General features: G+C 59.4%; 19 protein-coding genes and 7 pseudogenes. 11 read left to right on the top strand and 15 right to left on the bottom strand.

From position 1 onward, the window contains the following. Nucleotides 1-102: 102 nt before the first annotated feature. Nucleotides 103-966 (bottom strand): universal stress protein, encoded by an 864-nt coding sequence (locus AB4N76_RS00665; RefSeq protein ID WP_460163975.1) that lies wholly within the window; start codon nt 964-966, stop codon nt 103-105. A gap of 159 nt (nt 967-1,125) precedes the next feature. Here AB4N76_RS00665 and AB4N76_RS00660 point away from each other — a divergent pair. Beyond that, nucleotides 1,126-1,733, top strand: a pseudogene (locus tag AB4N76_RS00660) (MiaE family protein). A 9-nt stretch (nt 1,734-1,742) separates the two neighbouring features. Here the strand turns inward: AB4N76_RS00660 and AB4N76_RS00655 are convergent. Both AB4N76_RS00655 and AB4N76_RS00650 read right to left on the bottom strand, forming a co-directional pair. Next, nucleotides 1,743-2,241 (bottom strand): annotated as a pseudogene (locus tag AB4N76_RS00655) (GFA family protein). A gap of 37 nt (nt 2,242-2,278) precedes the next feature. After that, nucleotides 2,279-2,674 (bottom strand): PaaI family thioesterase, encoded by a 396-nt coding sequence (locus tag AB4N76_RS00650; RefSeq protein WP_460163974.1) that lies wholly within the window; start codon nt 2,672-2,674, stop codon nt 2,279-2,281. Between the two features lie 250 nt (nt 2,675-2,924). On the opposite strand from AB4N76_RS00650, the gene AB4N76_RS00645 reads away from it, so the two are divergent. From AB4N76_RS00645 to AB4N76_RS00635, 3 genes and pseudogenes are all read left to right on the top strand, one after another. Then, the gene (locus tag AB4N76_RS00645; protein ID WP_460163973.1) at nt 2,925-3,809 is read left to right on the top strand and encodes a LysR substrate-binding domain-containing protein; all 885 of its coding nucleotides are present in this window, start codon (nt 2,925-2,927) and stop codon (nt 3,807-3,809) included. 100 nt (nt 3,810-3,909) lie between these two features. Beyond that, nucleotides 3,910-5,037, top strand: a pseudogene (aguA, locus tag AB4N76_RS00640) (agmatine deiminase). Between the two features lie 2 nt (nt 5,038-5,039). Beyond that, nucleotides 5,040-6,137 carry an extracellular solute-binding protein gene (locus tag AB4N76_RS00635; protein ID WP_460163972.1) on the top strand — a complete coding sequence of 366 codons (1,098 nt, stop codon included), beginning with the start codon at nt 5,040-5,042 and terminating at the stop codon, nt 6,135-6,137. A 125-nt stretch (nt 6,138-6,262) separates the two neighbouring features. On the opposite strand, the gene AB4N76_RS00630 is transcribed toward AB4N76_RS00635, so the two are convergent. Genes AB4N76_RS00630 through AB4N76_RS00620 form a run of 3 tightly spaced genes read right to left on the bottom strand, consistent with a single transcriptional unit; the run spans nt 6,263 to nt 8,803 of the window. Beyond that, the gene (locus AB4N76_RS00630) at nt 6,263-6,880 is read right to left on the bottom strand and encodes a DNA-3-methyladenine glycosylase family protein (RefSeq protein WP_460163971.1); all 618 of its coding nucleotides are present in this window, start codon (nt 6,878-6,880) and stop codon (nt 6,263-6,265) included. A gap of 5 nt (nt 6,881-6,885) precedes the next feature. After that, nucleotides 6,886-7,689, bottom strand: coding sequence for an isocitrate lyase/PEP mutase family protein (locus tag AB4N76_RS00625; protein ID WP_460163970.1), 804 nt, complete (start codon nt 7,687-7,689; stop codon nt 6,886-6,888). A gap of 31 nt (nt 7,690-7,720) precedes the next feature. Beyond that, entirely contained in the window at nt 7,721-8,803 is a 1,083-nt protein-coding gene (locus tag AB4N76_RS00620) for a bifunctional transcriptional activator/DNA repair enzyme AdaA (RefSeq protein WP_077432050.1), read from the bottom strand. Between the two features lie 118 nt (nt 8,804-8,921). Here AB4N76_RS00620 and AB4N76_RS00615 point away from each other — a divergent pair, with 118 nt between their 5' ends. Then, the gene (locus AB4N76_RS00615; protein ID WP_077432051.1) at nt 8,922-9,341 is read left to right on the top strand and encodes a VOC family protein; all 420 of its coding nucleotides are present in this window, start codon (nt 8,922-8,924) and stop codon (nt 9,339-9,341) included. 172 nt (nt 9,342-9,513) lie between these two features. On the opposite strand, the gene AB4N76_RS00610 is transcribed toward AB4N76_RS00615, so the two are convergent. Further along, entirely contained in the window at nt 9,514-9,957 is a 444-nt protein-coding gene (locus tag AB4N76_RS00610) for a TetR/AcrR family transcriptional regulator (protein ID WP_460163969.1), read from the bottom strand. A 96-nt stretch (nt 9,958-10,053) separates the two neighbouring features. Here AB4N76_RS00610 and AB4N76_RS00605 point away from each other — a divergent pair, with 96 nt between their 5' ends. Then, nucleotides 10,054-10,698 (top strand): glutathione S-transferase, encoded by a 645-nt coding sequence (locus tag AB4N76_RS00605; RefSeq protein ID WP_046032080.1) that lies wholly within the window; start codon nt 10,054-10,056, stop codon nt 10,696-10,698. A 531-nt stretch (nt 10,699-11,229) separates the two neighbouring features. Next, nucleotides 11,230-11,622 (top strand): DUF6124 family protein, encoded by a 393-nt coding sequence (locus AB4N76_RS00600; RefSeq protein ID WP_046032081.1) that lies wholly within the window; start codon nt 11,230-11,232, stop codon nt 11,620-11,622. Between the two features lie 46 nt (nt 11,623-11,668). Here AB4N76_RS00600 and AB4N76_RS00595 read toward each other — a convergent pair. Beyond that, nucleotides 11,669-12,581, bottom strand: a pseudogene (locus AB4N76_RS00595) (LysR family transcriptional regulator). A gap of 129 nt (nt 12,582-12,710) precedes the next feature. On the opposite strand from AB4N76_RS00595, the pseudogene AB4N76_RS00590 reads away from it, so the two are divergent. Beyond that, nucleotides 12,711-13,612: pseudogene (locus AB4N76_RS00590) on the top strand (pirin family protein). On the opposite strand, the gene AB4N76_RS00585 reads toward AB4N76_RS00590, so the two are convergent. From AB4N76_RS00585 to AB4N76_RS00575, 3 genes are all read right to left on the bottom strand, one after another. After that, nucleotides 13,605-14,600 (bottom strand): alpha/beta hydrolase fold domain-containing protein, encoded by a 996-nt coding sequence (locus tag AB4N76_RS00585; RefSeq protein WP_046032083.1) that lies wholly within the window; start codon nt 14,598-14,600, stop codon nt 13,605-13,607. The pseudogene AB4N76_RS00590 and the gene AB4N76_RS00585 sit on opposite strands and share 8 nt — an antisense overlap. Beyond that, nucleotides 14,600-15,040 (bottom strand): tryptophan-rich sensory protein TspO, encoded by a 441-nt coding sequence (gene tspO / locus AB4N76_RS00580; RefSeq protein ID WP_046032084.1) that lies wholly within the window; start codon nt 15,038-15,040, stop codon nt 14,600-14,602. Before tspO ends, AB4N76_RS00585 begins: the two co-directional genes overlap by 1 nt. Nucleotides 15,041-15,155: 115 nt before the next feature. Next, nucleotides 15,156-16,502 carry a 2-hydroxycarboxylate transporter family protein gene (locus AB4N76_RS00575; protein WP_046032085.1) on the bottom strand — a complete coding sequence of 449 codons (1,347 nt, stop codon included), beginning with the start codon at nt 16,500-16,502 and terminating at the stop codon, nt 15,156-15,158. A gap of 129 nt (nt 16,503-16,631) precedes the next feature. Between AB4N76_RS00575 and AB4N76_RS00570 the strand changes: the two genes are divergently transcribed. Continuing rightward, a complete protein-coding gene (locus tag AB4N76_RS00570; protein WP_046032086.1) occupies nt 16,632-17,549 on the top strand; it encodes a LysR substrate-binding domain-containing protein in 918 nt (305 codons plus the stop codon). Between the two features lie 50 nt (nt 17,550-17,599). On the opposite strand, the gene leuD is transcribed toward AB4N76_RS00570, so the two are convergent. The 4 genes and pseudogenes from leuD to AB4N76_RS00550 form a co-directional block, all read right to left on the bottom strand. Next, nucleotides 17,600-18,205 carry a 3-isopropylmalate dehydratase small subunit gene (leuD, locus tag AB4N76_RS00565; protein WP_046032087.1) on the bottom strand — a complete coding sequence of 202 codons (606 nt, stop codon included), beginning with the start codon at nt 18,203-18,205 and terminating at the stop codon, nt 17,600-17,602. Between the two features lie 3 nt (nt 18,206-18,208). Continuing rightward, nucleotides 18,209-19,631 (bottom strand): annotated as a pseudogene (gene leuC / locus AB4N76_RS00560) (3-isopropylmalate dehydratase large subunit). A 142-nt stretch (nt 19,632-19,773) separates the two neighbouring features. Further along, nucleotides 19,774-20,395, bottom strand: a pseudogene (locus AB4N76_RS00555) (LysE family translocator). 93 nt (nt 20,396-20,488) lie between these two features. Beyond that, nucleotides 20,489-21,400 carry a DMT family transporter gene (locus AB4N76_RS00550; RefSeq protein WP_460163968.1) on the bottom strand — a complete coding sequence of 304 codons (912 nt, stop codon included), beginning with the start codon at nt 21,398-21,400 and terminating at the stop codon, nt 20,489-20,491. Nucleotides 21,401-21,489: 89 nt separating this feature from the next. Between AB4N76_RS00550 and AB4N76_RS00545 the strand changes: the two genes are divergently transcribed. Then, the gene (locus AB4N76_RS00545) at nt 21,490-22,821 is read left to right on the top strand and encodes an aminotransferase-like domain-containing protein (protein ID WP_223523588.1); all 1,332 of its coding nucleotides are present in this window, start codon (nt 21,490-21,492) and stop codon (nt 22,819-22,821) included. Between the two features lie 91 nt (nt 22,822-22,912). Continuing rightward, nucleotides 22,913-23,935, top strand: a complete 1,023-nt coding sequence (locus AB4N76_RS00540; RefSeq protein WP_046032092.1) for a sterol desaturase family protein — start codon at nt 22,913-22,915, stop codon at nt 23,933-23,935. Nucleotides 23,936-23,956 lie beyond the last annotated feature (21 nt).

Genomic DNA, 23,956 nt, shown 5'->3' with positions numbered 1-23,956 from the left:
GCATCGCGGGCAAGCCCGCTCCCACAGGGGATCTGAGTCGTTCGCAAGACCAATGTGGGAGCGGGCTTGCCCGCGATGGCGTCCGACAAGACGCCACAGATTTCAATGCTTGTCCGCAATTTCGTCCAGATGATCCTCAAGTTCCTGTGGCTTGAGCACCAGCACGTCACTCTCCACCGAATCCAGCACCACTTCAGCCGTATTGCCGATCAATGCCCCTGACAGTCCGCTGCGCGCCACGGTGCCAATCACGGTCACAGCCGCCTGCAGCTTGTGCGCCATGAACGGTATCAAAACGTCTGCCGGGCCTTCTTCGATGTGCAGGTGCGAGTCGTCGATGTCGAACTCTGCCTGGAACGCCCGGCACTGCTCGCGATAGCGCGCCTCGATGGTTTCGCTGAGCTGCAACGTGGGATCGGCGGCGGACAACATCGGCGACGGATGAGCGCTGACGACGTGTAGGTGCGCCTTGGCCAGGCCGGCGATGTCATAGCCATGATCGATGATGGTGTTGTGCAGGTGGCGGTGTTCAGGGTCGGTATTGCCGACATCGACGGCCGCCAGAATCACTTTGTCTTTCCAGGAACCGGCGGTTTTTACCAGCAGCACGGGGGTAGGGCACGCGCGAAGCAACTTCCAGTCATCCGGGGTCAGCAGTGCCTTTTTCAGCTGGCTGTCCGGGAAGTGCTGCTTGACCACCAGCCCGCAGCCTTCAGCTTGCTGCACCTCGACGATGGTTTCGTGCAGGCTCTTATGCCAGGCCTGTTCGGTGGTGACGCTGTAACCGTCCGCCAGCAAGGCCGCCTTGAGCACGCCCAGCATGCCGCTGTGATCATGCTTGGGGTCGCCGACCAGCAGGTGCAAGTGCGCCTGAGTCACACCGGCAATCAATTTGGCCCGTTTGAGCGCCAGGCTCTCCGAGTGTTCGGGTTCTATGACCACCAGAATGCTGCGAATGGCTTGCATGATCGGGATCTCCTGAAGAAAAAAGCACGGCGTTGCACAACTATAGTTGCTGCCCGGCATCCGGCGACTTGATGCATATCAATGGTTGGCCGCTGGTGGTCTGCGGGCAGGCCGGTATAATCGGCGCCCTTCGATTTGAACCACTTATCCGTGAGCCTCATGATCCTTCCCGAAATTCACGAGTTCCTTGGCTGCCGTACCCCGACGGCTGGGTTCAGGCCGCACTGGCCGATCAGGAAACCCTGCTGATCGACCACAAGAACTGCGAATTCAAGCGCCGCCAGCACCGCGCTGAGCCTGATTGCCAAGTATCACTCCCACGTCGACCTGATCAACCTGATGTCGCGCCTGGCCTGGGAAGAACTGGTGCACCACGAGCAGGTCATGCGCCTGATGAAAAAGCGCAAGATCGAGCTGCGCCAACTGTCTGCCGGGCGATACGCCTCGGGTTTGCGCAAAGTGGTGCGTAGCCACGAACCGGTCAAACTGGTGGACACCCTGGTGGTCGGCGCGTTTATCGAGGCCCGTAGCTGCGAGCGTTTCGAGGCACTGGTGCCGCACCTGGACGAAGAACTGGGCAAGTTCTACTTCGGGCTGCTGAAAGCGAGGCCCGGCATTTTCAGGGTTACCTGAAACTGGCCTATCAGTACGGCGATGCCAAGGATATCGCCCAGGTGATCGACAAGGTCCGCGCCGCCGAGCAGGAACTGATCGAGTCGCCAGACGTGGAATTCCGTTTCCACAGCGGTGTGCCCGCAGCGGCCTGACACAGACCGTTAAACGTCCTCGCGAGTCAACCCAAGGCGCTCGTGCCAGTCGGCGATGGATTCTTCGGGATAAACGTCGAATTGCTGATCGCCAGGGTGCGCCTCGACCTCCACCCACGGTGCTTTCGAGCCGAGCATCAGGTGCGTGTGCTCCGGTGGCACCGGCAACGGAGTGTCGATGGCGGACGCGAACGGGTGGATCAGCTCCGGCCACTCAGGGCTGAACAGCCACAAACCACTCCCGCACAGTGAGCAGAAATGCCGCTCGGCGCTGCTGCTGTGGGCGCGTTTGTCGCCGTCATTCTTGAGCCGCGCATGGTAAATCGCGATGTGCTTTCGCCCGTGTAAACTTGCGGCTTGCGGCATCGCCGCCGAGGTTGATCGCATACCCGCCACCGCCCTGTGTCTTGCGGCAGATCGAGCAGTAGCAACGCTGATAAGGGTAGGGGTGGGCGCTGTCCAAACTGAACGACACCGCGCCGCAATGACAGGAGCCTTCGAGCTGCATGGCAACCTCCGACCGGTCTGGGGTTTATCCAGACAGCCTAGACCGGCACCAGAATCGCATCGCCGGTCGCTACCAGTTTCAGTTGATCGCCGGTTTGTGCAAACAGCTCGGCGCGGGCGAACACCTGTTTCTTGCCAGCCTTTACCACCCGACCCCGAACGACGAACGCTTCACCGATTGCAGGCGCCAGGCAGTTGACCGAAAAGTGCGACGCCAGCACGTTGCCGGCGACCGTGCCGGCAGCAAAGCCGCACGCCGTGTCGAGCAGCGCGCCAATCAGGCCAGCGTGCAGGAAGCCTGCATATTGCGCCATATCGGTGTCGCGAAAAGCCATGGTCAGTTCGGCTTCGCCGCTGGCGGCATGGGTCACTTCGAAATCGGCCCAGCGGTTGAAGGCTGAGGTTGAGTTGATCTGTTTCAGTGCTTCGAGCATGGCGAATCCCTCCGGTTGAGACACCAACATGCGCCTGGGATGGAGGGAAGTCATGATGGATAAGGGAGGGTGATGGGGCGGTGGATTTGTGGTGAATGGGCCGCCGCTATCGCGAGCAGCTCGGCTCCCTACAGGGTGTTGTGAACGCCTGTAGGAGCCGGGCTTGCCCGCGATGAACGATAACGCGGTCCTGCTGGACGCCCACTCACGGCCAAGGCAGCATGGGCGCCTCCATCACCGGGGCTGACTCATGCGACGACTACCTTCTCTGGCAGCACTGCGAACCTTCGAATGTGCTGCCCGTCACGCGCATTTTGGCCGGGCGGCGGCGGAGTTGTGTGTCACCGACAGCGCTGTCAGTCACCAGATTCGCCAGTTGGAAGAACAGCTGGGCGTGTCGCTGTTTGTGCGTGAAGGTCGCCAGATTCGCCCGACGATGGCCGCCGGGCGCTTGATGCAGAGCTGGCAGCAGGCCTTCGAATTGATCGGCGATGCCTGCGACGAACTGCGCGATCCGTCATCACTGGCGGTGTTGCGATTGGCGGTGACCGCCGAGCTGGCACAAAAATGGTTGATGAGCCGCCTCACGGATTTTTACGCGCGCTATCCGCACATCACCTTGCACCTCTATGAACAACCCATTGATGCGACGGCACCCGGGGAAGACATCGACCTGGCGATCACCTATGGCACGGGCCCGGTGGACAGCAGCGCGTACTTCGTCCGGCCATTGCCGGCATTGCAGTTCTTTCCGGTGTGCAGCCCCGGCCTGTTCAATCAGGGCACATTGAAAACGCCCAAGGATCTGGCGCGCCATTGCCTGTTGCACGACGATCAGGACGGCAAGACCTGGACCGCCTGGCTGACCAGCCATGCCGGGGATCAACGCCCCGAACGGCAGTTGTATTTCGCCCACGCGGGCCTGGCACTGGAAGCAGCGGCCCAAGGGCAGGGCGTGGCCATGGGCGACAACCTGACGGCTCAGGAGGACTTGCTCAGCGGGCGTCTGGTGCGGCCGTTCACGTCCAGCATGACGGCGCTCGGCCAATACGCGCTGGTGTGCGAGCGGGTGCGGTTGGAGCGCCCCGCAGTGGCGCAGATGCTGGAATGGTTCAACGATCAACTGATCGATTGATGAGTTGTATTCAAGTGTTCCGAAATAATCATCGTTGGCGAGCAAGGCGCCAGCGACCTTAGCCTGTGGTCATTCCAATCCCCGTTGATGAGGTTTGAACATGGCACGTTTGCTCGACTCCACCCCCAAACAAGACGGCTTCCGCCTGCCAGGCGAATTCGAAGCCAAGTCCGGCTGCTGGCTCGGCTGGCCGGAGCGCACCGACGTCTGGCGCAACGGCGCCAAGCCTGCGCAGAAAGTCTGGGTGCAAATCGTCACCGCCATCTCGCACAGCGAACCGGTGACCGTGTGTGCCCTCCGCCGCCCAATTCGCCACCGCCCGCCGCCAGCTTCCCCCCTCAAGTGCGGGTGGTGGAAATGACCTGCAACGACACCTGGTTCCGCGACAGTGGCCCGTGCTTTGTGGTCAACGACCACAGCGGTGAAGTGCGCGGCGTCGACTTTGAGTTCAACGCTTATGGTGGCCTTGACGGAGGTTTGTACTACCCGTGGGACAAGGACGATCAGATCGCCAGCAAGATTCTCGAAATCGAACGTTTCGACCGCTACCGCGCACCGTTGATTGCCGAGTTGGGTGGCATTCAAAGCGACGGCCAAGGCAGCATCCTCACCACCGAGCAATGCCTGCTAAACCGCAACCGCAATCAGCATTTGGGCAAGGAAGAGGTCACGCGCCGACTGACCGATTACCTCGGCGCCGAGCAAGTCATTTGGCTGCCGCGCGGTTGCAAGTTCGACGAAACCGACGGCCACGTCGACGATCTCGCCTGCTTCCGTGCGACCCGGTGAAGTGGTGCTGCAATGGACCGACAACCGCGATGACCCCCAGTGGGAAATCTATCAGGAGGCCTACGACATCCTGCGCAGCACCCGTGACAGCCGTGGTCGCGAGCTGATCGTGCATAAACTGCCGCAACCGGATGTACTGCAATGGACCGCTGAAGAAGCCGAAGGGCTGGATCAGCAAGACAGCACGCATACGCGTCAGGCCGGGACGCAGATATGCGCGTCGTATATCAACTACTACGCCGGCAATACGTCGATCGTGGTGCCGTTGTTCGGTGACCGTCACGATCAGGCGGCGCTGGCAACGCTGGCCGAACTGTTCCCGACTCACACAATTGTCGGTATCGAAAACTCCCGGGAAATCCTCCTCGGCGGCGGCAATGTCGCGTGCATCACCATGCCGCAATACGCGGCGCCTGCCCGCAACAAAAAGGACGTTTGAACATGGGCCTGCACAAACTGACTCAAGCGTTAACGCTGGTGCTTGCACCCTGTGTGCAGGCCGCCGACACCACCAGACCGGTGGTCAACCTGTATATCTGGGGCGAGTACCTGGCCCCGGATACGTTAAAGAATTTCGAGGCGAAAACCGGTATCCATGTGGTCGCTGATCACTTTGATTCACTGGAAACCGTCGAAACCAAACTGCTGACCGGACGCAGCGGTTATGACCTGGTGCTAACGGCGGGGCAGCACTTATCGCGGGCGATCCAGAGTGGCGCGATCCAGACGCTGGACCACCAGCAAATACCGCATTTTCAAGGTGTCGGCGACGAATTCCGCGAACACATGGCGGTGTTTGATCCCGGCAATCGCTACGCCGGTATCTATGCGTGGGGCACCACCGGCGTCGGCTATCAGGAACAGGCCGTAGAACAGCGTTTACCGCACGCACCAACGGACAGTTGGGCGATGCTGTTCGACCCGGCGGTGGTGTCGAAATTTGCCGATTGCGGGGTCAGCCTGCTCAACGATCCCAACGAAGTGTTTGCGGCGGTCATGAAGTACATGGGCCTGGACATCAACCGTCAGAACCTGGATGACCTGAAGCTCGCCGAGCAGCAATTGGCGAAGATCCGGCCGTACATTCGCTACTTCGACAATGACCTGAACATCAGCGATCTGGCCAATGGCAACACCTGCGTGGCGATGTCGTGGAACGGCAACGTGGCCATCGCTGCCGGGCAGGCAACGGCTGCGAACAAGCCATTCAAGTTGAGTTACCGGATCCCCAAGGAAGGCGCGTTGATCTGGTTTGACGCGATGGTCATTCCCAAAAAAGATGCACCGCATCCTGAGGCCGGGCTGGCATTGATGGATTACTTGATGACGCCGGAGGTGATTGCGCCGATTACCGACACCATTCATTACGCCAATGCGATTACGGCGGCGGATGGCCTGATTGATCCGGCGATTCGCAATGATCCGGGGACGTATCCGACGGCGCAGGTGAAGGCCTCGTTGTACAGCAAGAATGATAATGGGAAGGCGTTTAATCGGGCGTTGATTCGGGCGTTCAGCCGGTTGAAATCCGGGTTGTGATTGGCCCTGACTGATGGGGTGAGTTTGCCGGCCCCTTCGCGAGCAAGCCCGCTCCCACACTGGATCTTTGAGGTTCACAAATCCCCTGTGGGAGCGGGCTTGCCCGCGATGAACGATAACGCGGTTTATTTGTTGGGCACCCGCCACAAATACCAAGCCGCCACCGTCCGGTATGGGCTCCACGCCAGCCCGATCTCGACCATCTGCTTGCGTGTTGGTTGTACTTCCAGCCCCTTCAGCCGCCGATACCCCTCACGCACGCCAAAGTCATCGGCCGGCAAAATGTCCGGCCGTTCGAGGCTGTAGATCAACAACATCTCAACCGTCCAGCGCCCGACGCCGCGCAAGGTCACCAGTCGCGAGATCAGGTCCTCATCTTCCATCGCCAATGCCGTGGCGTAATCCGGCACCACGCCGTCCAGGGTCGCTTGGGCAATCCCTTGAATGGTCGCGATTTTGCCTGCCGAGAACCCGCAACTGCGCAATTGATCGAACCCTGTCGCCAGAATCTGCTCGGGCCGTGGAAAGCTCACCGATGGAAACAGCGCCAGCAACCGGCCGACAATCGCATCACCGGCCTTGGCGTGCAGTTGCTGGTAGGCAATCGCCTGCACCAGCGACTCATACGGATCGCGAGCCGCATGAGGCTGATGCAGGCACGGGCCGATGGCGGCGATGTGGCGCGCCCAGTCGTCGTCCAGGGCCGCCAGGAAAGCGCTCTCGGCTTGATAGGGATCGGGCATGGCGATCAAGCAGTCCCGGCAGGTTTGAGCAAGGCGTTGATCTCGCCGTAGGTGAACGCCTTGAGGTGACTGCTGTCGAGTTTGCCGGTTTCCAGAAAGCTTTTTGAAAGGCCGGCCATCGCACCGTAAAGAAACTCGGCGATGCCCGAACCGGCACTCAAGCGTCGCACGCCCAAGGCTTGCAGCGCGTCGGGCGAGGGCAGGCTCGCCAGTCCCAGCACGTTTACCGGCAGCGCGGTGCCTTGGCACAACGCCGCGATTTCATACTCCGCCGAGACGCCCGCCGCAAACAACCCGTCGGCACCCGCCGCCTGGTATAACGCGGCGCGCCTGAGTGTCTCGGCGACGCGATCCTCGGCCGGCACCAATCCGCGGAGGTACACATCGGTGCGTGCATTGATAAACAGTTTCACATTGCGCTGATCGGCGACCTTGCGCGCCACTTCGATTTTGCGCACCAGCAGCTCGGGCGGAGACGCACCGTCCTCGATATTGATCCCGACCGCCCCGGCGGCGATCACCGCCTCAACCACTTGCGCAACGTGCACAAGGTCATCGGAATAGCCCGCTTCGATGTCCACCGTCAACGGCACGGAAATCACCCGGGCGATGGATTCGACGGTCGATACCAGGCGTTCGACGGGCAGGGCATTACCGTCCGCATAACCATGAGCCCACGCCACCGCTGCACTGCTGGTGGCGACCGCTTTACAGCCCAGTTGCTCGACGATCCGCGCCCCGGTGGCATCGGCGACGTTGGTGAGGATCAACAAGCCTTGCTGGTGCAACTGGTGGAATTGGTTGTCCATCGAATGTCCTTCCTTATGACGGTTGAGAAATTCAGAACGCGAGTGGTTGGGTGAGCTGCACCGCCGCGTTTTCCAGCCGTAGCAGAAACGCCTTGCGCGGTTGTCCTCCACCATAGCCGGTCAACGAGCCGTCCGCACCGATCACCCGGTGGCAGGGCACCACGATGGCCAGTCGATTGCGCCCGTTGGCCAGGCCCACGGCGCGGCTGGCACCGGGCTTGCCCAGTCGTGCGGCAATGGCGCCATAGGTGCTGGTCTGGCCATAGGGGATAGTAGCCAGTTGCGCCCACACCTGGCGGGCGAAGTCACTGCCCGGCAAATGCAAGGGCACGCTGAAGTGCGTGAGCTTGCCGGCGAAGTACTGCGCCAGTTCGGCCTCGATGTGTTGCAGATGGGCGTGATGTCCCGGCGCGACAGCGTAGTCATGCCGGTGCTGCAGTTCTTCGATTTCCCGGGTCAATGCCGGGCGATCGAGGAACTCCAGCAGCACCAGGCCACGGCGCTCGGCCATGGCGATCATCGGCCCCAGTGGCGTGGTCAGCCGGGTAAAGAGCAGCGGTTCACTTTGAGCGGCCCGGCCCGGCGTAATGTGGAACGACTTCTGAAAAGCGTCACGAAAGCCGCTGAGCGATTCATAACCTGAGTCGAATGCCGCGCTGTCGATGGAGTCGCCCTGTTTGATCCCGCCCAGCGCCATACCGAGGCGGCGGGTGCGCAGCCAGGCGTGAAAGGTCATGCCGAAGTGCTGTTTGAACCAGCGCCGCAGCTTCAGCGGCTCGATGCCTTGGGCCAACAACTGGGCGTCGGTCCAGCGCTGCTCGGGGTCGGCGTCCACCGATTTGAGCAGCGCCTGCACCCAGTCGGGTGCGATCGCCGCAGCGTCCAACGGCTTGCAGCGCAGGCAGGCGCGGTAGCCCGCCGACAGGCATTCATCGGCATGGGCAAAAAATTCGACATTCTCCGGTTTTGGCTTGCGCGCCGTGCAGCCGGGGCGGCAGAAGATCCCGGTGGTTTTCACGGCCGTGAAGAACACGCCTTCGTAGGCAGTGTCGCGTTCGAGCATGGCGCGAACCATTTCGGCGTGGGGCGGCAGCAAAGCGGTTTGTATGTTCATGGACTGAGCATAAAACCCTGTGGGCGGGGACTCCACCGGAAAATCGACAGGGAATTTTTGAGACCCTGGGCTACAGTGTTCGGGTTACCGGTCATGCAACCCTTCAGGAACTGATTTCATGCATCCGTTCACGATTCAACACATTGATCACATCGTGCTGCGCGTCCAGGACCTGGAGCAGAGCATCACGTTTTACGCCCAAGTGTTCGGCGCTGAACTGGTCAAGCGCCGCGACGATCTGGGGCTGGTGCACCTGCGCGCCGGGACCTCGATGATCGACCTCGTCAGCCTGGACGGTGAGCTCGGGCGCAAGGGCGGCGCTGCCGCGGGTCAGGAGGGGCGTAACCTCGACCATGTCTGCCTGCGTATCGAACCCTTTGATGAGGCGGCGCTTGTCAGCCACTTGCAGTCGTTTGGTCTGACAGTGGAGAAAGCCGCCACGCGCTTTGGTGCTGAAGGTTATGGCTTGTCGCTTTATTGTTTCGACCCGGATGGTAACCAGGTCGAGCTCAAAGGGCCGTCCACTGATCAGCCTTAGGCATCCCCAAGCCGCTATCGTAAAAACTCGATTCGGGGCAAGCGAACTTCAAGGCATCAAACCGGCCACTCGATAGGATTCGATCATTTGGTCGTACACCGAAATGTCGTTGCGCCCTCGGGACACCAGTTGCGCACCTTGAATGGCGGCAAATATCGACAGTGCTTGCCGTTCAAGTGCTTCTGGCTGAACGTCTGGCTGTTTCCAGCGCCAGCACCTTGGCCAACCATCGAACGTTCGTATCCGTGAACCCGTCCACTTCGACGCGTACTTCGGCCGGGAGATCGTGGTGCTCGGCCGCCAGGATTCCGCACAGGCACATCCGATTGTCGTTTTCCAGGGCTGCGCGGAAGGCGGCCGTGTAGTCCTTCATCATCGACTTCGGGTCTTGTGATTCCACCAGTAACTGATCCAGATACGCGGCGGTGTCTTCGGTGTAGCGTCGAGCCAGAGCAGCACCCAAATCACCCTTGGTTGGGAAGTGGTAGTGGATGCTGGCGCTTTTGATCCCCACTTCTTTCGCCAACTCGCGAAAACTCAATGCGTTGTAGCCGCGGGCCTGCACGACTCTACGGGCTGCTTGCAGGATGGTTTGCTTGGTATCGATTGTTGTCATGCTGTTTTTGCCTACCTATCGATAGATATCGGTTGACCTGAACGATCGCTGGCCGCATTGTCTACCTCCCGATAGATAGATGGCAATGGAGTTAACGTGAAGATCTACGATATCCCCGGTTTTCCTAGCCCGTTACGTATTCGAGTGGTCATCGCCGAGAAGGCGTTGGCGTCCAGCATCGAGTTCATCAAGATCGATTTGCCGGCAGCCGAACACAAACAAAGCGCTTTTTTAGCGATCAACCCCACCGGCACCGTGCCGGTTCTGGAACTGGATGACGGCACTTATCTGTCTGAATGCACGGCCATTACCGAGTATCTCGACAACCTTGATGGCAATCCCACGCTCACCGGCACAACGCCGAAAGAGAAGGGGATGATCCACATGATGCAGAAACGCGCCGACGACCAGCTCATCGATGCCATCGGCATCTATTTTCACCACGCGACCGACGGGCTCGGGCCTCAATTGAAAGCCTATAAAAGCCCCGAGTGGAGCGACCGGGTCGTATGGGGCGAGATGCACCGAGAGAAAGCTATCAACGGCATGAAGTATTTCGACCAGGTCTTGAGATCGCAGCCTTACGTGGCCGGCGATCAATTCTCGATGGCGGACATCACCGTTTGGGCGGGCTTGATCTTCGCCGGTTTCGCTCAAATTGCGATTCCGGATGAGTGCACTGCGCTCCTCGCATGGAACGCAAAAACAGGTGAGCGGCCAAGCGTGAAAAACCCGGCCTGATCCTGTGTGAAGGCTTACTGCGCCCCGGCCGTCAATCGGTACGGGGCGTTTGCGTTTTCGTTCAGCGTATTAAGCCGGAGATCGGGCTATGCCGGGCTTTGTTGAACGAAGCGCTCAAGCAGCCACCTACGCTAAAAAATGTCGGACGTTTCTTTGATTTTTTTGGAAGCTTTCATGCGTTTAACGAAGCGTGTTTAAAAACACTTGGTGTTACGTCCTCAAGGCTACAAAACCTTGCGCCGTTACCTACGGTTCAGAGAGAATCCGCCGGCTTGTGCGCCTGGACCCCGGCCTCTATTGTTTCCCTGCCACTGCCTATCAGTGGTCGGGTTTAGTAGCCCGGATTAAGTGACAACGGAAGCACAAGTATCATTCAGACAGGCTCGCCTGTTCTCATGGTGGCTGTGCGCTTGGCGCCTTAGGGGCGCGCCGGTTTTTTGTTGCTTATCCGGTCTACTAACTCGCGCACAGCCGCCACCCCTTCGTTTAGTAGCGAAATGGTTGCGGCCTCACTATGAGAGAAAAGCAACTATGTTCAAAGTAACGCCTAATCCGCCGGACACCGATTCACCCGATACCGATCCGCCAACCGCCGATTCAGTGTCCCCGTACGAAACCCTCGACCCAAAAAAACTCCACGACGCCGCCGAGCGCGCGCTCAACTTCTATCTCAATCCGGCGGCGCTCATGAACAACACCCCACGCAAACCCAGCACCATTTACATGATTGCCCCAGACGTCGACCATGAAACCTTGCTGGTTCAAACGTGCGAGAACATGGCGTCGGCCAGTGTCATGGCCAGCAACGTGGCGGCATCGCTAGAGGGGACTCATCGCAGTAACGTCCTGGCGCTGCAGCAGGTCATCATGCTGGGGGAGCTGGCGGTGAATCGAATGCTGGATAACTTCGTTCCGCCCAAGTAATCGCTGCATCACGTTGGCGGGGGAGCTTGCTTCCTCGCCCAACCCGCTATCGATACACCTCCGGCGCATCCGCCGCATTCAGCTTCTGGATCACCCACGCAATGAACGCCGACACGGCGAGCGGCAGCTGTCGACGGCTCGGATACAGCACGTTAAAACCGTAGCCGTGGGGCTGGTATTGCGGCAGCACCGGGACGAGCACTCCCGCCTGAACGTCGAGCCTGGCCATCATCGGCGGGAGCAGCGCGATGCCGAGCCCGGCCACGGCGGCCTTGCGCAGTGCTTGCGCGGTATTGCCACTCGAAGCGCCCGGCAACTTGCACCTCTTCCTCACCGTTGGGCCCGACCAGGCGCCACGTAGCATGACCACCGGGTTGCGCGGAGATCACGCAATCGTGGTTCAACAGGTCCTGCAGTGTGCTCGGTGAGCCGCGTGCCGCGATGTAGGACGGGCTGGCCACCATCCCGACGCTGCGAGGGTCGAGAATCTGACGACCGACATAGCCGGAGTCGCGCAAGGAGCCGCCACGAAAAGCGACGTCAATCTGCTCGGCAATCAAGTCAGCCTTCACATCGCTGAGCACGAAGTCGAGCCGCACGCGCGGATGCATCGCCAAAAAATCGGTCACCCATTCCATCTGAAAGAAGTCGAAAAAGTCGGCCGGAGCCGCCACGCGCACCCAGCCGCTCGGTTCGTTGCTGCCTGTTAACAACGCCTGACCCGCGTCGAGCAGGCCGTCGACCGCGCCCGCGCAACGCTCATTAAAGTCCTGGCCGGCACTGGTCAGCGTGAGCTTGCGGGTGGAGCGTTGCAGCAGGCGCGTACCCAGATGCGCTTCGAGCTGCTGGATGCGCCGACTCACGGTATTGGGCGGTATGCCGAGGCGTCGCGCCGCCTCTGCAAAGCTGCCGCTGCGTACCACCTGCACAAACATGGCGATGTCATTGAGGTCGATCATAGAGGGTCATTCCTGTCGCGGGTGGACGAGTGCAATCCAATTGTATCGACTTATCAAGTAATCGCCTTGGCCCTATTGTTTCAGGCATCGGGTCGCAAGGCTCCCAACACCGCATTGCAGGCAATCAACATGACCGTTCAGCAACAGCCTCCCATTGGCATCGCACCAGACGCCAAGCATCGCGCCATCAGCTACCGCACCACCGGCAGCGGGCATGGCTCGATTGTCCGACTGATGAGTCCGTCCGATCTCGGCCACCTGATCAAGCCATTCGTGTTCCTTGACCTGTTCGAAGGTGAGAGCTCATTCATCGGGGGGATGCCCATGCACCCACACTCGGGGATCGCCACCGTCACCGTCATTACCGAAGGCAATTTGCGCTTCGAGGATGCCGAATCGGGCACGGGGATGATTGATTACGGTGGAGTTGAATGGATGCGCGCGGGGGGCGGGGTCTGGCACGGGAAAGAGATGTCGGTCGGGACATCGAAGCGCATTCAAGGCTTCCAACTGTGGGTTGCACTGCCGCCAGCGTTGGAAAACGCCAGTGTCGACAGTCAATACCTGGAATCAAGCGTGATGCCTGAAGTCGGGCCGGCGCGGGTGATTCTTGGCGCGTACCATAGGTGTTCAAAGCCCGGTCCGCGCTCCGGCGGGCATGAACTACTTGCTGGTCACGCTTCCGGCCGGGCAGTCCTGGACCTATGTGCCACCGGATGGGCACGAATCTTTGTGGTTAAGTGTCAGCCGGGGATCGCTCGGCGCACCAGGCCTGGTCACGGCGGGTGAAATGGTTATCTTCGAACCCGGTAGCGGGGCAGTGACGCTGAAGGCCATGCATCAGGATACGGTCTTCGTGATCGGGTCCGCGGAACCTCATCCCCATGATCTTGCGCTGGGCAGCTACTCGGTTCACACCAACCCGCAGGCCTTGCGTGCGGGGGGAGGCAAAAATTGCGGAGATTGGCGTTCGGTTGCGTGAGTACCTGCGAACGCCAAACCCGTCGGCGAGCGTGCCGGTTTTCAAGTAACCCCAGCGCCGGCGAACGCGTCGATCCGAGCCGTTATCCACTCACGGCCATACGCAAGCACGCTATCTGCCAGGGCGGTCGGAAAATGAATAAACCCGTGGGGACATGACGGCAACACATGCACCTCGACCGGTGCCGATTTGGTCCATCGTGCGGCTAATTCGATTGTGTCGTCTCTCAAGGGGTCCAGCTCGCCGGCAAACATCAGCGCCGGCGGGAAACCCGTAAAGTCGCCGTACAGCGGTGACAAGGGTGGCTGCCGGCGTTGCTGGTCATTGAGGTCCGGCGTCAGCCTGCGCAACGCTTCAACCATGCCGGGGCCGTCCAACACCAGCGTTTCAGGGGGCGCCGCACGCACGCTCGCTGTTCCCGTCAAATCGTAGACGCCGTAATACAACAGCGCACCGCTCACCCGTTGAAGCAAGTCGGGTGATAGCGCCAGCAACGTTGCCGCAGCAAGATGCGCCCCGGCCGATTCACCGACGACGATCACGGGCAGTCCCGCAGACTCTTCACAACTGTCATTCAGTAACCAGCGTGCTGCACACAGGCAATCCTCCATGACACCTTCAATCGGCGTCGATAGAGCAAGCCGGTAATCGACCGAGACGACCGTGACGCTGCAGGTATTCACCATCGCAACGTTGAAGTTGTCATCCATCTGCGCGTTGCCGATCACCCAACCGCCACCATGGAAATCCAGCACAACGCCCTTTGCTTTACCTCTGGGCCGGATGATCCGAACGGGCACTGAAACGCCGCCCACACTCACCACTTTTCTTTCAGCCTTGAGCCCATGCTTTCGCAATTTACCCGCGCCGCCGATTTGACTGGCGCGCAGCAAGGCCTGGATCACTCGAGGCATGAGGCGATTGCGGATTCGAAAGCGCGGCAACCAGGCGAGCTTCTTGTTGAAGTCGCGCACTTGCGCCAATGCCCGCTCGTCAGCAGGCCAAGGCGATTTGATCCCCTCGTTGGCATTCATCATCAGCGGTTGTTGCGCAAGATGGAAAAATTCAACGCAGCGGCGACGCAAAGCCACCCAAGGTAAGGCAGCAGAATCAACCCAGTGATCACATCAAGCTGCAACGCCATCACCACCATCACCGCGACCACCAGCCAGAGCAGCGTCAGGATCAACATTCCGGTGAACATGCGCTGCGCGCCGAAGAACACCGGTGTCCACAGCGTATTCAGCGCAATCTGCGCCGCCCATAACGCCAACACCTCCTGACTGCCAGGTATCAGGGTCAACCGGTACCCGGCCCAGGCGAGTAAAAGGTAGATCGTCGACCAAGCGACTGGAAACACCCAGTTGGGTGGGGTGAAGGCGGGTTTGACCAGCGATTCGTACCACTGGCCCGGTTTGAAAAAGAAGCCTGTGCTTGCGGCGGCACCGCAGGCTAGAAGAAAAACAAGAAAGGTCATCGGCGATCCTTGGCTGAGGGTAGCTCTTTAAGGCTGCAAGCCATGCCGGCAGCATTAAAGAGAGGACGCCCGGCGAAGGAAAAAGTTTGGATTGATCGACGACATTTCTCCGGTATCAAACAAACATCCGCAAAAGAATAGTTGCCAGGATCACCGTCGACGCACCGCCGATACGCGTGGAGATCTGTGCGAATGGCATCAGTGACATACGATTGGCCGCTGACAGAATCGCTACATCACCGGTGCCTCCAAGGCCGCTGTGGCAGCAGGTCACGATGGCTGATTCGATGGGGTACATTTTCATCAGGTTGCCGATGAAAAAACCTGCGACGGTCATTGAGACCACTACCGAAACGCAGACTAGAACGTAGCCGATAGAAAAGACTTTTACGACGCTATCGAGCGGAACATACAACATGCCCAGACCGATCATGACGGGCCAGATGAAGGCGGCGGAAACCAGTTTGTAGAAACTGTTCGCACCTTTTTCCAGTTTTTCCGGCAAGACACGCACGTACTTAAAGAGCACGGCGGCGAGGATCATCATGACAGGACCTGGAATTCCCACGACTTTTTCAAGCAGACCGCCCAGGACGAAGAAGGCGCAGATGATCAAGACGCCTGCACCCATCAGTCTGAAATCGAATACCGAGTTGCTCTCTTCCTTGACCTGGAATTTGTCATTCTCGTCCTTGGCCCGGATCAGTGATCCTTCGCCATTGAGGTGCGGGCGTTTGAGCGCCAGACGGGCCAGATAACCCGCGCAGATAATCGCCGCGATGTTGCCGACCACAGCGGCCGGCGCCAATTGGGCAACGTAGATGTCTGGCGTGCCACCGAGGATCGCAGAGTAGGCCAGCGACAGCGGCAATATCCCTTCACCAATCCCTCCGCCAATGATCGGAACAATGATGAAAAAGAAGGTGTGGTAGAAACTGTAGCCGACCAGTTTCCCTACAAGGAGCCCACTGCCCACGGCAGCCACGGTTCCGACAAGCAGCGGTATGAACATCCTGATCATGCCTTGAACCAGAATAAAGCGACTCATCCCCAGAATGCTGCCGACGACCAGGCTGGCAATGACGAAGTACAAAAAGTTGGCTTCCTTCATCAACATTTTTGTCGCGTCAATGGTGGCGGGTCCGAAGAAGCCATAGAACACAAGAATGGAGGGCAGCATCAAGCACAGAATGGCGCCGCCACCGATTTCCTTCAGGATCGGCAGACGTGAGCCCAGTTGGCCAAAAAACACGCCCATTGTCATGATGATGGCGAGGCCGCCGATCATGTTCTTAGGCAATAAACCCAAGTGGGCTGACAGATAAACGATCACCGCGATGCCGAGAAAAACCGGTAGCGGGATAACACCAATTTCATAGGCACACAGACTGCGCAAGCGCTGACGAAACCCGGTATCGCGGGTGTCCTCGATTTTTAGAGACGGCTCATAAGACTTGTTCATGGTGCTATTTCCTCATGTTGTTTTTATCGAGGATTCAGAAACTCACGGTTAACCAGGTGCTTGTTTCCACTCGGTAGTTCGATGCTATCCTTCGCAAATAACGAGATAAATAGCGGAACTATGAGGCGTATGAACACGAATCGTGATCAATTTCCCTTGCCGGAAGATCTCAAGGTCTTTCTCACCGTCATTCGAAAAAATGGCTTTGCCAGTGCCGCAGAAGAGCTCGGTTATTCACCGGCTTACATCAGCAAGCGTATTTCAGTATTGGAGTCGACGCTGTCTACAAAGCTGTTGCACCGCACGACAAGACGTATCGCGTTGACCGACGATGGCGAACGAACCCGACTATGGGCAGAAAAGCTGCTGGGTGACCTTGACGATTTTGTGGGCGAAATATCTGAAGCGCGGCATGAACCCACGGGTTCCTTGCACATTTGCAGCAGCTTCGGTTTTGGACGCAACCACGTAGCGCCCGCCCTCTGCAAACTGTCGCAGACCTTCCCGAAACTCGACATCCGCCTGGACGTGTTTGACCGCGTCGTCGATATCGTCGGGGAGGGGTTCGACCTGGAGATCCGTGTGGGGGATGACCTGCCGGGTCAGCACTTGGGGCGAAAGCTTGTGAGCAACCGACGAGTGCTGTGTGCGACACCGGAGTACCTGGCGCGCAGAGGCATGCCTCGCTCACTGGATGACTTGAAAAACCATGATTGTCTGGTCCTGAAAGAGCGCGATAACGCATTTGGCGTCTGGAACCTGACAAAGGACGGACAGGAAGAGTCGGTGCGAGTCAGCGGCCCGTTGTCTTCCAACAATGGCGAGATCGTACTGGAATGGGCGTTGAGCGGAGGAGGGATCCTGTTGCGGTCGATGTGGGACGTAAAGCCGATGCTGGAACAGGGGCGTTTGGTGCAGGTACTTCACGAATACACCCAGAGTGCGAACGTTTGGGCGGTGTACCCCACAAGGCTCAGCCAGTCAGCGAAGTTGAGGGTTTGTGTCGAGTTTCTCGAAGAGTATTTTCGCAAGCTGTCACTTGATTGAGGTGTCGGCGGAGGACCAATTGGCAGTCCACCGCCAGCCCCTGATTGCGATTACAGCCAGGGATTTTCCGACAGGTGCCGGAATTCAAAACTTCTGATTTGCTCTGCACGCTGCAGGGTGGTGCCGATGGCATCAAGCCCCAGCAGCAACGATTGCTTGCGCAGCTGATCGATCTCGAAAGCAACGACCGATCCGTCAGCCAGTCGGATTTCCTGCTCGGGCAAATTCACGCTGATCTTCGCGGTTTCCGCGACGCTGATGACCCCCGCAATGTGTTTCAGTTGGGCCTCAGACACTTGAATGGCGAGTACGCCATTGCGTTGGCAATTATCGTAAAAAATACCGGCAAAGCTGGTGCCGATAAGCGCGCGGATACCCACCTGCTTCAGGCCCCAAACAGCGTGCTCGCGGCTTGAACCACAACCAAAGTTAGGCCCGACCACTAAAAACGCCGCATCGCTCCACGCCGGTTGGTTGAGGATGAAATCGGGGTTCGGCGCCCCTGACTCAAGGAACCGCAGATCGAAAAACAGGCCTCGGTCCAACCCTTTGCGATCAATGCCTTTGAGGAACTGCTTGGGCATGATCACGTCGGTGTCGATGTTGGAAGCCAGAAACGGCGCGGCGCTGCCACTCACGGTATCGAAAGGTTGCATGTTTCAAGCCTCCAGGGCGAATGAACGAACGTCGGTCAAGTGCCCGGTGATCGCCGCAGCGGCCACCATGGCAGGGCTCATCAAGTGAGTACGAGCCCCCGCGCCCTGACGTCCTTCAAAATTGCGATTGGTACTGGATGCGCAGCGATCACCGGGTGCAAGCACGTCGTCATTCATGGCCAGGCACATCGAGCAGCCCGATTGACGCCACTCAAAACCGGCGTCAAGGAAAATTTGTGCAAGCCCTTCCTCTTCAGCCTGGTTGCGGACCAAGGTTGAGCCGGGAACGATCATCGCGCGTACATGAGTCGCAACACGCTTGCCGCGCACAACGCGAGCGACATCCCGCAAGTCTTCAATTCGAGCGTTGGTGCACGAGCCAATGAATGCGTGGCTGATCACCACATCGCTCAGCGGCATTCCCGGGGTTAGCCCCATGTAGTCCAGCGCTCGTTGCATGCCTTGGCGAAGAATGAAGTCTGGCTGTGCGGCGGGGTCCGGCACATGACCGCCCACGGGCGCGGCCTGGTCCGGACTCGTTCCCCACGTGACCATCGGCTCCAGTGCATTGACGTCGAGTGTCACTTCGCGATCGAAGTGCGCCCCTTCGTCACTGTGCAGCGCTCGCCATTTGGCGACTGCCTTTTCCCACAACTCACCTTGAGGCGCGCGTGGCTTGAGTTGCAGGTAGGCAAATACCTTGTCATCTGGTGCCATGAAGGCGCCCCTCGCGCCGGCTTCAACGGCCATGTTGCAGATGGTCATTCTGGCTTCGACGCTGAGGTCTGTGATGGCCGGGCCGGCAAACTCGATCGCGTAGCCGGTGGCACCTGATGCACCGATGTTTTCAATCAGCGCCATGATGATGTCTTTGGATGTCACGCCGGGCCCAAGTATCCCGTTCACCGTGACGCGCAGAGTCTTCAGGCGCTTGTAGACAAGCGTCTGCGATGCCAGCAAGTGCTCGATTTCAGAAGTGCCAATGCCGAAACCGAATGCCCCCAATGCACCATAGGTGGTGGTGTGGCTGTCACCCGCGGCGACCACCATTCCGGGCAATATAAAGCCTTGCTCGGGCGCGACAACGTGTTCGATACCCTGGCGCTTGTCGAGCACGTCAAACAGTTCGATACCGAAGTCACGGCAGTTTTCTTCGAAGTACGACACCTGCTGTGCGCCACCTGAGTCCGGCATGGTCGCAATGCGAACGGGGGTTGTCGGGTTAACGTGGTCGACAACCGCCAGCGTTGCACCTCGGGCGCCAGACGCTGCGGCCCGCTTCACGCATGCCGCTGAATGCCTGCGGACTGGTGTATTCGTTGGCGACTTGTCGGTCTATGTACAGGAGCACATGACCTTCATCATCAAGAGGGCAAACGGTGTGGCTGTCGATGTGCTTCTGATAGAGGGTTCTGGGGCTGTTCATGGGGACGGGCTCTTTCTCTGTCTTATGCGAGATCACGGATTCAACCTGTGAACAGCATATTCATCGCAGATATTGCATCAAGAGCACTAAAGTGAAGGCGTTACACACGTAATGTGAATAATCAACGCCCCCATCCGACTGGCTACACCCGCTTCGCCATCAACAACACCGAAGCCGCCGCCGACAGCAACCCCGCGCAGCACCGGTTAAACATCCGCTTGCCGGAAGGCTCGGCGAACCAGCGACGCATGTGCAAACCCATGTAGGCGTAAGCGCTGATGGCGATCCATTCCAGTACCAAAAACAACGCACCGAGCAACGCAAACTGCGGCGTCACGGCGCGGGTCGGATCGACGAACTGGGGCAGGAACGCGGTAAAGATCAGGATGGCCTTGGGATTGCCGGCCGCCACCAGGAACTCCTGCCGCGCCAGGGCCAGTACACCGACGGGCGCGCGGGTGTCGACACGCTCGGCGCCAGGGTCGGCTCGCCACAATTGCCAGGCGAGGTAAAACAGATAGGCCGCGCCGAGAATCTTGATCCCGTAGAACAGCAGCTCGGAGGTTTGCAGCACCACCGCCAACCCGGCGGAGGCGAGGGCGATCATCCCGGCAAACGCCAGCAATCGCCCGATCCCGGCCACGCAGGAGGCGCGATAGCCGTAACGCGTCGAGTTGCTGACCGACAGCAGGTTATTCGGGCCGGGCGCCATGTTCAGGGCAAAGCAGGCGGGCAAAAAAAAGCGTGAGGGTGGCGAGGTCCATGGCGTGTCTCCGGGAGCGAGAGCGCTATTTTTATCATGGAGGCTGTACGGTTTTCCCCATACAGCCATGGACGCAAGCCGCAGTACACTTTCGTTACTTGGCAAATTTTCTCGCGCCTGCCACGCAAAGGATCACTGCCACGGTGACCCCGAGCATGCCGATGCTGACCTGTTCGTGCAGTAATGTCGCCGCCAGCGCCAAGCCAAAAAACGGCTGCAGCAGTTGAAGTTGTCCCACCGCCGCAATTCCGCCCTGCGCCAGTCCGCGATACCAGAATACAAAACCGATCAACATGCTGAACAGCGACACATACGCCAGGCTGAACCAGGCCGGTGTGCTGATGTGGGTGAACGAGGCGGGCAGGCGCCACCACGTCAATGCCGCCATGACCGGCAGCGCCAGCACCAGCGCCCAGCTAATCACCTGCCAGCCGCCGAGCGTCCGGGACAGCTTCGCGCCTTCGGCATACCCCAGGCCGCAGGCGAGGATCGCCAACAGCATCAGGATGTCGCCTTGCGGCGAGGCGGTCAGGCCCTGTGACACGGCGAAGCCGACCACCAACAGACTGCCCAACACCGAGAACAGCCAGAATACCGGTCGCGGCCGCTCGCCACCGCGCAAGACCCCGAACACCGCAGTCGCCAGTGGCAGCAGGCCAACAAACACGATGGAATGCGCCGACGTCACGTATTGCAGGGCCAGCGCGGTCAACAGCGGAAACCCGACCACCACGCCCAGTGCCACGATGATCAAGGGCAGTAATTGGCTTCGTGCCGGGCGCTTTTCTTTGAACATCAGCAGCAGGCAGAGCGCCAGAAGGGCGGCGATGGTGGCACGGGCGACCGTGAGGAAAACGGGATCGAATTCCAGTACCGCTACCCGTGTCGCGGGTAGCGAGCCGCTGAAGATCACGACTCCGATCAGGCCATTGATCCAGCCGCTGGCCTGATTTTCCTGGGGGCGGTTTTCCAGCGTCCGGTTTTGCAGCTCAGAAGTGCGTTCCATTTCATTCACGCTCAAGGTCGGGTTGCATGAAACCCATCGTATGACCGAGTATCGATACAATCAAAAAATTGTCATGGATACACCCCGACATGCCGCGCTCCCGATACAAGTCGCTGGTCGACACCTTTGCCGCTGATATTCGCGCTGGCCGTCTACCTCCCGGTACGCGCTTGCCCACGCACCGGCAACTGGCTGCCACCGAAGGGTTGGCATTGGTTACGGCCAGCCGGGTCTATGCAGAGCTCGAAGCCATGGGGCTGGTCAGTGGTGAAACGGGGCGGGGCACGTTCGTCCGGGAAACCTCGCTGTTGCCCGGCCAGGGCATCGAACAACCCGACGTGGCGGCGGGGATGATCGATCTCAATTTCAACTATCCCTCGGTGCCGGGGCAGGCTGACCTGTTGCGCCAGGCATTGCGCCAACTCGCGCTGTCCGGTGACCTGGAGGCGCATTTGCGTTACCAGCCACATGCGGGCCGCCTGCATGAGCGGGCCTCGATTGCGCGGCACTTGTTGACGCGAGGACTGACGGTCGAGGCCGAGCAGATTCTGATTGTCAGTGGGGCTCAGCATGGATTGGCGGTGACCCTGATGGCGTTGCTCAAACCCGGTGACGTGATCGCGGCTGACGCGTTGACCTACCCCGGGTTCAAGCTGCTGGCCGAGGCGTTGCATCTTGAAGTGGTGCCCATTCCCGTCTCCGATCAGGGGCCTGATCTCGATGCCTTCGCCGGGCTCTGCCGCAGCCGCTCGGTGCGCGCGGTCTACACCATGCCGACGCTGCACAATCCGCTGGGATGGGTGATGCCGGCGGATCAGCGCGCCCGGTTGGTGGCAATTGCGCGTCAGCATGACCTGCTGATCATTGAAGACGCTGCGTACGCGTTTCTCGCAGAAGAGGCGCCACTGCCCATCGTCGAGTTGGCACCGGAAAGAACGGTCTACGTTTCAGGGTTTTCCAAGAACATCGCCACCGGGTTGCGCGTCGGTTTCGTCGCCGCGCCTGCGCACTGGGTGGAGGCATTGAAGCGCACGATCAAGGCCACCACCTGGAACACCCCTGGCGTGATGACCGCCATCGCCTGCGCATGGCTCGACGATGGAACCGTCAGTACGCTGGAAGCGCAAAAACGCGCGGATGCCCAGGCCCGGCAGATTTTGGCTGGTGAGGTATTGGCGGGTCTGCGCGTGGTCAGCCATCCCTCGTCCTATTTTCTTTGGCTGCCGCTGGCGGAGGATGCAAGGGCGGACCAGATCGCCATGGCCTTGATGCGCGAGCACGTGTCGGTGTCCACCGCCGAGCCGTTTGCCACCTCTGTTCATGTGCCCCATGCGATCCGCCTCGCGCTCGGCTCGGTGGGCATGGACACGCTGCGGGAGGCGCTGATGGCGGTGAAGCGAGTGGTGGGGGCTTATACCTGACGAAACTGGCCGAACGGCGTTAGTTTTGCAATTGAGAATGATCTAGACTTCGTTTTCATTTGCCGGAGGTCCGTCGCGCGTGGAAGTTCTGATGTTTTTTTATGATTATTTATCCCGATGGGTGATTGAGCCGGTCGCCGACCAGTTTTTCGGCATTTTCGATTTGAACGGCCGCTTCGGCCTGCTGTTTCTCATGACTTCCTACAGCGTCGCCTATGGGCTGTTCTGCTACCGCAAATCCCGTGGTTTGACCGACGCCTCTACGTTCTGGCAATTCATCGGCGGCCGCCGGGTTCACCTGCATCGCTCGGCGTTGCTGGATTACCGCTACTACTTCGTCCGCGCCATTTTGAAAGTCATGCTGGTGTTGCCCATCTTCGGCCTGGTGGACGCCTATATCCTGCGCTCCGGCGACTACGTGCATTTTTTCACTGAGCTGTGGGGCGCGCGCCTGCAAGTCGAGGAACACCCTGCGTTGTCGCTGACCTATGGCCTGGGCGTGTTCATGGTCAAGGATTTCGCCAACTATTGGGGCCATCGCGCCTTTCACTCCCGCTGGCTGTGGGACTTTCACAAGGTCCATCACTCGGCGCCGGTGCTGGTCCCGGCAACCGCCAGCCGAATCCACTTCGTGGAAAAAATAGTCGAGAAGGTGACCAATACGCTGTGCATCGGTGCCTTTGCCGGGATCTTCTGGTACGCCTGTGGCGGCGAAATCAGCCGCTACACCTTGTTTGGCGTGACCTGGATGGTGCTGATCCTCAACGGCTTTGCGGCCAACCTGCGCCATACCCATGTCTGGCTGTCGTTTGGGCCGGTGATCGAACATGTGCTGAACAGCCCGGCCCAACACCAGATTCATCACAGCGATGCGCCGAAACACTTCAACAAGAACTTTGGCATCAACCTGTCACTCTGGGACTGGATGTTCGGCACGCTTTACGTCACCACCCCCCAGCCCGAAGCGCTCCGCTTTGGCACTGGCGATGCGGATCACCAGCGTTACCTGACGGTGTACAGCCTGATCGTGACGCCTTTCATGGACATCGCCCGCAAAATCGGCCTGGCGAAGCGTCCGAGGGCCGCTGTGCCAGAGGCTGTCGACGTACCTTGAGGTGTTCCTCTTCGGTAAACG

This window comes from Pseudomonas sp. S2_F03, assembly GCF_054668335.1.
This window is presented reverse-complemented; position numbering and strand designations above follow the sequence as displayed.

Bases quoted from the DNA above. Each gene is read 5' to 3' on its own strand.
- AB4N76_RS00635 (WP_460163972.1), top strand. From the start codon at position 5,040: ATGGGCCTGCACAAACTGACTCAAGCGTTAACGCTGGTGCTTGCACCC.
- AB4N76_RS00645 (WP_460163973.1), top strand. From the start codon at position 2,925: ATGCGACGACTACCTTCTCTGGCAGCACTGCGAACCTTCGAATGTGCT.
- AB4N76_RS00620 (WP_077432050.1), bottom strand. From the start codon at position 8,803: ATGAACATACAAACCGCTTTGCTGCCGCCCCACGCCGAAATGGTTCGC.
- AB4N76_RS00630 (WP_460163971.1), bottom strand. From the start codon at position 6,880: ATGCCCGATCCCTATCAAGCCGAGAGCGCTTTCCTGGCGGCCCTGGAC.
- leuD (WP_046032087.1), bottom strand. From the start codon at position 18,205: ATGCAACCTTTCGATACCGTGAGTGGCAGCGCCGCGCCGTTTCTGGCT.
- AB4N76_RS00575 (WP_046032085.1), bottom strand. From the start codon at position 16,502: ATGAACAAGTCTTATGAGCCGTCTCTAAAAATCGAGGACACCCGCGAT.
- AB4N76_RS00650 (WP_460163974.1), bottom strand. From the start codon at position 2,674: ATGCTCGAAGCACTGAAACAGATCAACTCAACCTCAGCCTTCAACCGC.
- AB4N76_RS00625 (WP_460163970.1), bottom strand. From the start codon at position 7,689: ATGGACAACCAATTCCACCAGTTGCACCAGCAAGGCTTGTTGATCCTC.
- AB4N76_RS00540 (WP_046032092.1), top strand. From the start codon at position 22,913: ATGTTTTTTTATGATTATTTATCCCGATGGGTGATTGAGCCGGTCGCC.
- AB4N76_RS00550 (WP_460163968.1), bottom strand. From the start codon at position 21,400: ATGGAACGCACTTCTGAGCTGCAAAACCGGACGCTGGAAAACCGCCCC.
- tspO (WP_046032084.1), bottom strand. From the start codon at position 15,040: ATGACCTTTCTTGTTTTTCTTCTAGCCTGCGGTGCCGCCGCAAGCACA.
- AB4N76_RS00570 (WP_046032086.1), top strand. From the start codon at position 16,632: ATGAACACGAATCGTGATCAATTTCCCTTGCCGGAAGATCTCAAGGTC.
- AB4N76_RS00610 (WP_460163969.1), bottom strand. From the start codon at position 9,957: ATGACAACAATCGATACCAAGCAAACCATCCTGCAAGCAGCCCGTAGA.
- AB4N76_RS00600 (WP_046032081.1), top strand. From the start codon at position 11,230: ATGTTCAAAGTAACGCCTAATCCGCCGGACACCGATTCACCCGATACC.
- AB4N76_RS00665 (WP_460163975.1), bottom strand. From the start codon at position 966: ATGCAAGCCATTCGCAGCATTCTGGTGGTCATAGAACCCGAACACTCG.
- AB4N76_RS00615 (WP_077432051.1), top strand. From the start codon at position 8,922: ATGCATCCGTTCACGATTCAACACATTGATCACATCGTGCTGCGCGTC.
- AB4N76_RS00545 (WP_223523588.1), top strand. From the start codon at position 21,490: ATGCCGCGCTCCCGATACAAGTCGCTGGTCGACACCTTTGCCGCTGAT.
- AB4N76_RS00585 (WP_046032083.1), bottom strand. From the start codon at position 14,600: ATGATGAATGCCAACGAGGGGATCAAATCGCCTTGGCCTGCTGACGAG.